The following is a 12,158-nucleotide window of genomic DNA, read 5'->3' on the forward strand; positions in this document are numbered from 1 at the left end:
GGGCAAGAAGATCAACCGCGATCAAACGGTGATCGAGAAGCTGACCCACGAGATCGCACAGCTCAAGCGTTTGAAGTTTGCCAAGCGCAGTGAGCAGATGAGTCCTGATCAGGCCAGCCTGCTTGATGACCTGATCGATACTGATATCGCGGCGATAGAGGCTGAGCTTCAGGCGTTGCAAATAGCACCAGCGGCGACCGAGAAAAAGCAAAAGCCCAAGCGCACGGCATTACCGGCAGAATTCCCACGCACGTTGATCCATCACGAACCGGACAACACTCACTGCCCATGCGGCTGCGCACTGAAACGTATCGGTGAAGATGTCAGTGAAAAGCTGGACTACACGCCGGGCGTGTTTACCGTTGAGCGCCATGTTCGTGGCAAGTGGGTTTGCGATGACTGCGAAACGCTGATCCAGTCGCCGGTGCCGGCGCAGGTCATCGACAAGGGCATCCCGACGGCCGGGTTACTTGCTCACGTCATGATTGCGAAGTTCGCTGACCATCTTCCGCTTTACCGTCAGGAATCGATTTTTGGTCGTGCTGGCTTGGCGATTCCACGCTCCACGTTGGCTCAGTGGGTTGGCATGACAGGCGTGCAGTTGCAGCCTCTGGTCGATGCCTTGCGTGACGTAGTGATCAGGCAGCAGGTCATGCACGCGGATGAAACACCCGTGCAAATGCTTGCTCCAGGCTCGAAAAAAACTCACCGATCTTATGTTTGGGCGTACGCCACCAGCCAGTTCTGTGAAACAGCCGCTGTCGTCTACGATTTCAGCCCCAGCCGCGCCGGTGAGCATGCTCGCAACTTCCTGCAAGGCTGGAAAGGTAAGTTGGTCTGCGACGATTTTGGCGGTTACAAGGCCAGCTTTGAACTCGGCGTGACCGAGATCGGCTGCATGGCCCATGCCCGGCGCAAGTTCTTTGAATTGCACGCAACCAACAAGAGCCAGCTCGCCGAGCAGGCCCTGCGCTACATCCAGTTGTTGTACGAAATCGAGAGCGAAGTGCGCGACCTGGAGCCGGATTTACGGCTCCGAATACGGCAAGAAAAAGCCGTACCGGTGATGGACAGGCTGCATGCCTGGATGATCGCCCAGCGTGATCTTGTGCCCGAAGGTTCGGCTATCAGCAGAGCCCTCGATTACAGCCTCAAACGCTGGGCAGCGCTGTCGCGCTACCTCGATGACGGGGCCGTACCCATTGATAATAATTGGGCCGAGAACCAGATCCGGCCGTGGGCTCTTGGGCGCAAGAACTGGCTCTTCGCCGGGTCGCTACGTAGCGGAAAACGGGCGGCGGCGATCATGAGCATGATCCAGTCTGCGCGGCTGAATGGTCATGACCCGTACGTCTATCTAAAAGATGTTCTCACGCGCCTGCCGACGCAGCGGGCGAGTGAAATCGAGCAGTTGCTTCCGCATAAGTGGCAGCCGGTTTAATCACGCAAGGCGTGATGCCCGGACGCATACAGATGGAGAACTGGCTACCCAACCAAAGCTTAAGAAGTGCTTCTTGATCAAGTTGGAATCTCCAGTCATGACTAATTTGATTGCTGGACTGATCACCACTGGAGGCTAGCGTTTGAATTCGAAGCGACTCGAGTTTTTCATTTTTGAAAAGTTCAAGAAAACCGCTTAACAACATTAACGACCATGGTGATTTCAAATAACGGTCGGAATAGCTGACCACCACTGCTTGGTCTGTGGCAATCAACTCAGTTAGTTCGGGAGCGTGCTTCTCAATGAGAGAAGCGAGACGTCTATGCAAGCTGCTGATAGGCCCGTCAAGCTCGTGGGTGATTTCGATGACCCGTGCACCCTGCTCAAATTGGCGCCAGGTCCGGACGTCGACAGGCTGACCACTGCAATCAGAAACACAGTCGCTTCCAGCCCATACTATTCCATCGTTGCTACTCATCCATCCGGCTCCTGGAGTCGCCGCGGAGGCATCGCTGCTAAAAAGACTCTTGATGCCCGACTTCGAACGAATTTGAGCCACCAGATAAGGCTTAATCAGTGGGAGGGAGTTGTCCATATCCTCAATCACGATCCCAAGACTAACCAGGTCAAAGAGGGTGTTTTTCTGTTCTTTGCTTAGCGACGCTCCAGAAGGAATTGCCAGTTTTACTTTGAGTTTGTCAGCGATTGCCCAAGTGAGGATTTTTTCATGGAAGTAAGGGTGATCTAGGTCCCAGTCCTCTGCATCTCCCCTCATCACCAAGCAAATAGAGGTGTCGTTTTCACTGCGATCCGCTGAATTGATCGCTGAGGACAAATAGCGGATCGGGCCGGTCGAGCAATAACTAGCCCCCACCACAGTTTCAAACTCGCTGGGCAAGTCTAAATGTTCGATTAGGCCCGACACAGTCAGCCACTCCATGGCGCGTCCACGATCTAGCTCCTCTCTCTCCACTCGACTGTCTTGACCTGCAAGACAGTGCGAGCAGACGTTTTCGCAGTTAACTGGGCAATGCAGCTTCCCTACCGTTTTACGTAATAGCTCGGTTGTATTCGCTAAGCCAGCCAGGACAAACCCGGCTCCTCCGCTGACTTCATCGAACAGCTGAATGACCGTTCGCCCTTGTCCACTTTCGATATCGCGATCAAGACGGAAGCCAAAGCCCATTTCTGTGCTGGCAATACCCAAGAGTTCGGCGATTACGTCGCGTAGCGCAACGGCAAGAGTCGTGGCTATTGTTTGCTCTGCCAGACTATCTCCGAGCCACAGGCCTGTCTGGGGACTTCTTAAGTAAAGCTCCATGACGTCAGTGCGAATTTGATAGCCCAAGAATAGGTTAGGCTTAACTGCCGTGCCGGGGCAGTCGAACTCTTTACGACTACCTGTGATCCCGCCCACTGGCCGGTGTAGTTGATCTGGGAGCAGATTTTTCGGAATCTCACCGGAGGCGAGCATTGAATCTGCACGTCCGCAGGTTAGGCACACGGCGTAACCTTTTTCGTGTTCACCGGATGAATGATGGAACACACTGCCGTCGTGACCAAATCGTACGAAACCACACCGCTTGTCGGGCAGCGAGATCGTCTCGCCAGTCAGTTGGATGCGAGGTCGTTCGACTCGGATGAACTTCTGAGAAGTGATGTCGTTTGTTGTGGACTCATAGAAGTCGGTTACAAAGCCGCCAGGGCGAAGGACGGTTCGGCGCTCGTTTAGTTGAATTGCGTGCATGCAGTGTGAGCACGTTAGCTCGGAGCTGTTGGTGTAGGCGTTTTCGATTACGCCTGTCGCGCCACAATTTGAGCATCGCCAAGCGATATCTAATTTTTGTGCTTCGTTTACTTGGCCTGATGCATGCCACTGCAAACTGATTCCTGCCGAACGATAGACTCGCCCATCGATTACCACTTGTGACCCAGGTGCATACTCTCGTATCGCAATGTTTAAACCGCGAGACGGTAGCTCTTTGTTGTTGAAAATGCTGTCTTCACGACTATCAGGATGAGTTCGCTGGTGCTTGAAGTCCTCAATGTTGTAGGTATTGAGTGTCACGACATCAGTAGGGAATCCATATCCTGGAAGGAACGCACGGGACGCGAGATCGCGAAGCAAGTACTCACCGTCGTGACGTTTTTTCTCCAGCTCTAGCGCTTTCTTGTACGGTAAATCTGTCGCCACTTGCAGCTTAGCGTTGAGCTTTCGAGATTCTTCAAGCCACCGGTCCTCCAGAATACGTACGCTTTCCTGAGTCTCGGCTGAGATTGTGCTGAGCAGGCAGCCATCTAAGCACGTTCCGCTGACAAGGCGTTTGATTGGGTCTGCGAATTCTGTCTGACTACTAGTCAGCCAACTTTTGAATTGCTGGCAGGGTGAGTCGTCCCCGCCAAAAAACCATTGAAGGGTCAGCCTGGTTCGGTCGCCGTCACTACTGGTTTTTGACTTTAGGAAAATAGACAAGAGCAGCGAATTGACGTGCCTCTGAACAATGCGAGAAGAGCTTAAAGTAATGGTAGGAGCGGGAATGGCGGTAATGAATGGCCACTTAGGCTGTGCAAACGCACGCTGGTTATGAGGGTCCGCTTTACATAAGGTGTAGGCTATCGCGCGTGCCTCACTACGGCGTCCAGCGCGTCCCGCCCGTTGCAAATAGTTGGCAGGGTGGGGCGGCAGATTGTTCATCACTACAGCAGAGATGCCCCCAATATCTACGCCCATCTCCATAGTCGTGGAGCAGTTGAGTACGTTGATATCACCCTTCTTAAACAGATCAACATAGTCATCGAGTCTCTGGGCGGACTGCTGAGCCGAATGTTCTGCGGTTCGATAGTAAAATCCGCCTTCCACGGTACGATCGCTGATATCGGTCCAGAGATTCTCAGACCGAAGGTGTTGGATGACCGGGTCTTGTAAGACCTGCGCACGAATCTGCAATTGCTTGGCCACGGCGCTACCATCTATCTGGAGGTTAGCTAGCGAGGCGAGTTGAATTTTCTGGCAACGGTAGTCTTGCGGACGCAACTTTATGGGTAAATAGGGGGTTAGCCCACGAAAAGTCGAATCAAAAATTCGGTGCGTTATCGGGCAGAGCCACCCCTCTTCTAATAGCGAAAAGGTCAGTGTTTCTAGCTTGAGGCGATGCCCTGGGTCTGCGGGCTCCAGGATGAGAGCCTGTGTCAGAGCAGACCATGCGGCTTCTAGCCAAGCATTGATTTTGTCCGCATCTGTAGCGACCGTCCGATTCAATCCGGTGGCTTGTTCCAGTAGCTTTACTAACCGATGCGGATTTCCAGATTTTACTTGAGGCCATTTTTTTACAGTTGTGCTTTCTTCCATCTCGGTTTTTGGAGAGAACAGCGATTTTGGGGTGAACCTGCTGCCCATCCAGGATTGCATGTCGCGATCCATGTTTATAAAAGTGTTTTCGCGTACGTAAAAATCAAGTGCAACTTTAAGGTAGTCGTGCCAATCCTCTAGAGTTAAGCGAGTTTCAGGCGCCGAAAATGCTCCTGTCGCCGGTACCGCGTTTGTTTCCGTCCACATCGGCGGTGTAGAGATAATTTCTTTGAGACCTCGGTAGGTTACTTTTACGAGGCCGAGAGTCTCCGTACTGTTTTGATTTTTTGGGCGTCGGGAAAATTCCCGAGCTAAAAGTAAGCGAGCCATAGTTGCGCCACCTTGGCTCCCGTCAAAAAGGACAGGGTTGGCGTAGCGGTTGTAGCGCAGGATTGACTGTTCAACATCTTTGGAGGCTGCTAGCTCATACACCATGCTTGCCCAATCGACGTTGACGATTCGTCTTTGTGGGGCGGTGCCGGATCGTAGCGCGGCCGCTAGTCTACGTAGATCTGCCGCCATTACACCCATTCCCGACTGTTCTAAGCCTTCTGCCTGGTGCATCAGCAGATCATAGTTGCCAGTAGGAACGTCTTTAGGTCCCGCATCAGCTTTGGCCTGAACGTTCCGAAGCGTTTCAAATACTAAGCCACGCAACCGCGAACGCTCGGCTTCTTGTTGCATGCGTACAGCCATACGTGCCGTACCTTGACGGCTATCGGTGAACGTAATTAGCTTGCGACCCCGGCCGGGTAATTCTTCCGGGGAGCGCTCATTGCTGTCTTTTTTGTCGGCATCTGGGCAAAACTCCAGTACCGTCGGGACGGCATTCGCAACATAGAATGGAGCGCCCAGGTACGCTTTTCTCAGAAAGCTTTTTTTGTTTGGAAGTTCGTGGTCGCAGTGACTACAGCAAGCCGCTTTCTCTTCAGCGATAGTAATGTTGATAGGGCGCGCTGAGTTAGTAGCGCATAAGCCGTGGGTGTCGAGATCGAGGCTGACGCTGAAAAAGGGATCTTGTGCGACCTGCAACCCGGCAATTACCAAACGTCGTGCATAAGTACGACTAGTAGTGGGGCCGGGTACCTCACGTTCAGGCGACGTCTCTTCTTCGCCGCTTTCGTAGCTCAGAGAAAACTCATCTCCTGCGTACGGGCTCAATTGGTGAAGAACCCCATTGCGATCCTCTGCAATCAAATGCGGAGTTTTACAGTCATCGCAAAACCCTAATTCGTACACTGGCCCGTTGCATTCGCAGCATGCACGTTGATGAACGTAGACGTTTCCAAATGGCCATTCACTCAGACTGGCAGATTTGGCAGTGCAATTGGGGTCTATGCAGGACCATAGTCCATGAAGCATTCGTTGAAAAAGATGGGTCCGTAGCTTAAGAAACGGTGGTTCGTCCTTATGGCGTCGGGTGCCAGTTGATACATCGAGCCAACCTAACACTTCCCGTTGCTGCTCCAGCCGCGAGCCAGGCATTAATTCGGATTTCAGTATCGTCAGTAATTCATTTAAATCTAGCGGTTTCGTCGAGTTAACAATCGCATGCCTTAACGAGCGTGCTATTGAGTTGCGTCCTAAAGCATCAAAACGGGACGGTGATATTTCTTGCTCATTCTCGATAGACTGTATTACCTCCAGCGAGGCCTTTTCGACTTTCGAGTCGAACAAGATATCGGGCCAAACACGAGATCCTCCAATGACGTCGACTTGTTCTAGCCGCACTCCTGCGAGGTCTGCGAGGTACCGTTTCAACTTTTCTTCCGCTTCCCCCCCGGCGATGGTGGCCGATGTCGCGACAAAACGAATCTCTTCAGGATTTTTACCGAAGGCGTGAACGACGCGGCGCAGCAGGAGGGACATTTCTGCTGCTTGAGAACCAACGTAAGTGTGTGCCTCGTCGAGGACAATCCAGCGTAGAGACTGCTGCTGCTTTGAAATCTCCAGGATAGGATTGTCTACCTGACGAACCAGCATGTATTCGAGCATTGTCGCGTTGGTCATTAATATTGGCGCGGGTTCTTTGCGCAAAAGCTCACGTGACAAAATTTGATTAGGTTTCTGTTCTTGAATCTTACGAATGACGCCTTCGCGTTCTTCAGTTTTACCGTTGTATAAACAAAATCGAATATCTTTACTGTATGCACGGGTCCATGCATCTAAACGCTCCTGTTGAGAGTTGATTAGGGCGTTGAGAGGATAGAGAAATAGCGCTCTCACCCCAATCAAAGACGATTGATTTCGCTCACGCTCCCGGATTAGATCTTCAAGGATAGGCACCATAAAACATTCTGTTTTTCCCGAGCCGGTGCCACTGGTGATGATGGCAGATCGAGGTTTCTCGTTAAGCAACGTTCGCCAAGCCTGAAGCTGATGCGCATAGGGATGAGCTTCTCTTGGAAAGTCATACGCATGGGCGTTTTGTAATGTATCGAGCAGGCTTTTGGAGAGCAATGACCCCTCTAAGTCGAGAAGACGTTTTTCCGATTCTTTCCAACCAAACGTATGCTCGAAAACCGGCGGAGCCAGAAAACAGCCATCGGCGCCCAATTCATCAACCATTTTTTCGTTCAGATGGCGGCGAAGCCCTGGTTCGTTAACTCCTAGGACGCCTAAGGTCGCTTCCCGCGTGCGGTTAAGGCTTTGCTCAATTAAATCCGTAAAAAAACGCATCGGAACTCCTTATGCCTCGTGTTCGGAGGCTAGCAAATACGAAACCATCAGTGCGTGAGTAGGTGCGAACCAACCCTGACGGTCAAAATCAGAAACCAATCGAATAGCGAATTTTAGGTACGCCATCGGCACAGGAAGATCATTTAGGGTGGCCTTGCCTGCCGTCACATAGGCTAAAAAGATTGGTAAGTAAGAAACCGCTTTAGTGAAACCAACAGGGGTAATCTCTCTCAAGAATGCAGGTATCGGATTCTGAAGGAACCAGCTAGTCAACTCCGCAGTAAGATCGGTAGGCCACTGTCTGTCGGTAGCGTGTTGTTGGCGTAGGGCTTGATTCCAGCCTGGTACCACCAGTTGGGGAGGGATTTTGGTCAGACTGCTTTTATTGCCAGTACTTAGGTAGTCGCCCAAATAATCAAAGCCGGAAACCACAAGTCGCAACACTGCCGCGCGATTCGTTTCAAGGTTTTTGATAAGAATCTCCGGCAAGCCACATGCGATCAGCCCTTGTAAAAATCGTGCATGCGCTTCGGCCCAGATGGGGAGAGGAATTGCTTCCCAGATCACCGCCAGCTCATCGCGAATTCGAGCGCAGAACGCTTCATCCATTTCTAGTCGGAGCACCGCGAATGCCAGCGCCTCTGGTTCCTTTGACAGTGCCTTCCAGCTTTCAAATGAGGACAATGGCAGGTGTGCATAGTGTTGCTTTAAGTCCGCTAAATATTGCCAGCCACTGTGTCCGAACTCTTTTGCCATGACGGTGATTTGTTGACTGATGGCGTTTGCGTTGGTTTTGGGGTGGAAAACCTGTGTCGCCCTGTGCAGGGAAAAAACTTCAGTTTGAATTTCTGCAATCGACGGTGCCGACACGAACAGCGCAGGGCGAAATTGAGTTTTACTATCTTTGGCAGGATAGATTAGCCATGGGCCATCATGTTGCATGGTGTTGGGTATAATAAATCGCCCGGTGGCAACACCCTGGCTCTTGAGTCCCTCAATTCTGACTGGTGCTTGCTTAGGATCGGAAAGCAACATTGCTTCAGCTTCGGTTTCATTCAAAATTGTCGCGTTACTTATTTCGCAGATCGTGAATGTGTCTCGATTTTCCCATTGCAAGCGGCCGTTGTACCGTCTGATATTCAGGCTGAGCGCGCGCTTTTCGGTTTCGAGGGTGAGTCTGATAAACGCATCTTGTTCGTCGACTGCTCCTAGCATTTGCAGCATGTCATTTTGGTAGCTAAATAAATTTAGCAGCGTGGGCGATGAGCCTACTTTGATCTCATAGTGCCGTTTTGGATGCGGCAACGCCTCGCACACAAGTTCCAATTGCATGTAGAAACTTTGCCCTTGAGCTTGTCCCGAGGTCAATGCAATGCGATGACCTATTAGCTCAGCTAACGTAAGCTCATGTGCTCGTGAAGGCCGGTCGTCTGGTCCAATAAGCCGTGCCCCTTGATACGGATACGGAAGGCGAAGTTGTAGTGGCTGAGTGCTGTTTTTCTGGTCGATCTCCAGCATAAAACCAGCAGGAGGTGCATCGTTTAGGTGACTAAGGCTAAAAGTGGTTGCGGACTGATTAGACTCCAGCCGCTTGGCCATTAGCAGCGAACTGTTGATTTTTAAGTCAAGCTGGAGCGCACCTTGGACCTGCAATCGCGCAGGTTTTTCGGTGGTTGCGGGAAGCAACGAGGTACTGAATTCTTTTGGTAAGACGGCAAAGCGTCGTGTTAACAGCGTTTTTCCCGTGCGACTTTTTAAGGTGTAACGAACGACACCTAAGGCGCCGTTACGGCGAAGACTATCCAGGGGTTGCCCATTAGCAAACTCTAGAATATCGCCCAAACCAAACTCATAGTCTTCGGGCAGCTCCAGTCGTGGCCAACCCAAATACACAACACTTGGGTTGCTGTTATAGAGCCCCTGAACACCGGCCAGAGCGGGCTTACGGTGTTCGTTTAGATTCTGATTTAGCTCGATTCGATAGAGGTCAGGACCTTTTTGGAGCGATATGTCGGCTCGTAAATCCAGCCACTGGCCGTTCTCTCTGTCAGTAGTCAGCAGCGATGGTGCGGGGCCGTCTGACGAAATACTAAATTTGGTCGGAATTCGAACACGTGCGGACTCACCAGCAACACCGCAAGAGGATGTTCCGACTAATTGCCAACAATCAGCCCGCTGCTCAAAAACTAACGGTGTTTCTTCGTAATCCAACTCGCTGCCGTCAAATTGATAGCATTGAACAACTCGTCCATTGTCGAGTAAGCGCAGCGTGACAGGTTCGCCTAGCCGGCGCCGTTCTATTGATACTGAGGGATTTGAGAAGCGGATCGTCAGACGCGACTCGTTCAGTTGGGCATACACCGCAGGCCCACGAGCTAATATGTGCTCACCTTCGTAATAGGCTTGATCGAGCCGAGTACTTCCCAGGTGCTGGGCATCAATGTCAAATGAGTGTTCCTTTGGCAAGGCCAGCTCTGTCCTAATCCTCCAGTCCGGCAGGATGCCTAATAGAAAATGCTCACAGGTGAATGCTCTGGCTTGAATTAAGGCCTCTTTTCTATCAAGGCGCTGCTTGCCTGCATCATGTAGCCAATCATTAATCAGACCTCTAGCGTTGGTTTCATCGAGAGGGATTGGAAAGGCTTCTGTCCACTCAGGAGCGACTTTATCTAGGTAAGCAGCTGGGTCTTTCTGATCCTTCAGGGGGTATTGCTCAGCCAGATGCATCAACTGTTCAACAATGCCGGCAAGCAGTTGCCTGGTTTCTAGATTGCGAAAGGAAATTGGCAATTCATCTTCGTGCTCTGCGATTAGATCAGCAGTTGTTCGGTGGCTGCTGCCTGCACTGAAAAGATTAATGCCACGCTTGACGGCTTTGCCAAAGCCATGAGATTCCCTTTGAACTAGGGGCCAAGGTAAACCGCCTTCTGCGAAAAGAGACCCTAGCCAATCCCTACCGTTTTCGCGGTACCGAATAGGGCGTTTCCAGTATTCCAGGCCTTTACTGGTTAAGGTTGCATGCTGGCTGTGTGAAAGTGAGATGGCTAGCTCGCTCTCAGCGCCTGACCAGGACCATGAGCTGTTGTAATTTCTACGGTACTGCTCACTGACGAACAAACAAAAACATGCTCCGAGGTGTATTACCTGAACTGGACTGGACACTGGGCGCAGGTACTTTTCGAGTAAATCGCGTAAGGAGGCGTACTCGTGTTCGGACAGTTGGTAGCTGTACAGCGGTTTACCATTTGGCCCTTTAAATAGCTCGCGGGTGAGCAAAAATTCACTGAGCCAAGCTTTTATGGGATTTACAGCAGGGGTGTACGCGGTCATTGACGCAAATCCTTATGCTGAAGATTCAAAGCATGCAACGCGGCACAGACCCTCGACGACGCTTACAGCTGCACCATCTCGGTTTTTGGGCGTGTGTCACTGTGCCATCTCCGCGAAACGCCGTCGACATTTGAATCTTGATAGGTCGGGTGCTCAAATCGTTGTTTATGCTCCTATCAGCGCCGCTGATCTTGCCGCTGGGCCGCTCTGCCCTAGAAGTTTACGAAGCTCCTAACGCAATCTGCTTGCGGTTTGGTGGCTACTTCGATTCGTCTTTCATTAGCTTGGCGATAAGCTCTTCGAATATATGGTTATACGCATCAGAAGTAGCAGGCTGAAGATGTAGTTCTTGAAGTCGGAAGAGTCAAAGGAACCGCACAGTAAGTTCGCGGATTCCGAGAGCCAGGACTCCAGCGTTTCGAATGACAGTTTATCGGTCAGGTTCAAATCGACCCCCAATAAAAATCACGACGACCAGCGCCCGGCGTTTACTGCCGTAGCTCATGGGCACGTCGGATAAATTGGGCTCGATTATAAAAGTCGTCACCTGAAGGCTGAAAATTCATCTGGCTCCTCGCCAAAATCCAATGAGCACCGCTTTTTAGAAAATAAAAAAGGGCTGCCCAATGGCAGCCCTTTTTGGTGTATCCGTTTCAAATTTAGTGAAAAAAATTCACGGATCTGGGGTTTTGAGCGGCGAGACTATTAGTCCCAGCTAAGCGCACCACCAGTTTGGTATTCGATCACGCGAGTCTCAAAGAAATTCTTCTCTTTCTTCAAGTCCATAATCTCGCTCATCCAAGGGAACGGGTTAGTCGTCCCTGGATACTCTTCTTTCAAACCAATCTGGCTCAAACGACGGTTAGCGATGAACTTCAGATAGTCCTCCATCATCGCCGCGTTCATACCCAACACGCCACGAGGCATGGTATCCCGTGCGTATTCAATCTCCAGCTGCGTACCCTGCAGAATCATCTGGGTCGCTTCTTCCTTCATTTCGGCGTCCCACAAATGTGGGTTTTCGATTTTGATCTGGTTGATCACGTCGATGCCGAAGTTCAGGTGCATGGATTCGTCGCGCAGGATGTATTGGAACTGCTCGGCGACGCCGGTCATTTTGTTGCGACGGCCCATGGAGAGGATCTGGGTGAAGCCGCAGTAGAAGAAGATGCCTTCCAGAACGCAGTAGTAGGCGATCAGGTTGCGCAGCAGTTCTTTGTCGGTTTCGACGGTGCCGGTTTCGAACTTCGGATCGGAGATCGAACGGGTGTATTTCAGGCCCCAGGTGGCTTTTTTCGCGACCGACGGGATCTCGTGGTACATGTTGAAGATCTCGCCTTCATCCATGGCCAGCGATTC

The 12,158-nt window shown here is 51.4% G+C and carries 4 protein-coding genes; 1 reads left to right on the forward strand and 3 read right to left on the reverse strand.

What is annotated here, in order from left to right:
• The coding region (gene tnpC, locus ACIOZM_RS30050; protein WP_401220929.1) for an IS66 family transposase at nt 1-1,441 on the forward strand (1,441 nt) is incomplete at its 5' end.
• Here the strand turns inward: tnpC and ACIOZM_RS30055 are convergent.
• The 3 genes from ACIOZM_RS30055 to ACIOZM_RS30065 form a co-directional block, all read right to left on the reverse strand.
• Nucleotides 1,371-7,469, reverse strand: coding sequence for a DEAD/DEAH box helicase (locus ACIOZM_RS30055; RefSeq protein WP_401220932.1), 6,099 nt, complete (start codon nt 7,467-7,469; stop codon nt 1,371-1,373). The genes tnpC and ACIOZM_RS30055 overlap by 71 nt on opposite strands.
• A gap of 9 nt (nt 7,470-7,478) precedes the next feature.
• Nucleotides 7,479-10,799 carry an STY4851/ECs_5259 family protein gene (locus tag ACIOZM_RS30060; RefSeq protein ID WP_401220935.1) on the reverse strand — a complete coding sequence of 1,107 codons (3,321 nt, stop codon included), beginning with the start codon at nt 10,797-10,799 and terminating at the stop codon, nt 7,479-7,481.
• A gap of 705 nt (nt 10,800-11,504) precedes the next feature.
• The coding region (locus ACIOZM_RS30065; RefSeq protein WP_401220938.1) for a ribonucleotide-diphosphate reductase subunit beta at nt 11,505-12,158 on the reverse strand (654 nt) is incomplete at its 5' end.

Origin of the sequence: Pseudomonas sp. NPDC087346 (assembly GCF_044744235.1) — a bacterium.
Classification (GTDB): domain Bacteria; phylum Pseudomonadota; class Gammaproteobacteria; order Pseudomonadales; family Pseudomonadaceae; genus Aquipseudomonas.

Coding starts and splice junctions, on each gene's coding strand:
- ACIOZM_RS30055 (WP_401220932.1), bottom strand. CDS start 7,469: ATGCGTTTTTTTACGGATTTAATTGAGCAAAGCCTTAACCGCACGCGG.
- ACIOZM_RS30060 (WP_401220935.1), bottom strand. CDS start 10,799: ATGACCGCGTACACCCCTGCTGTAAATCCCATAAAAGCTTGGCTCAGT.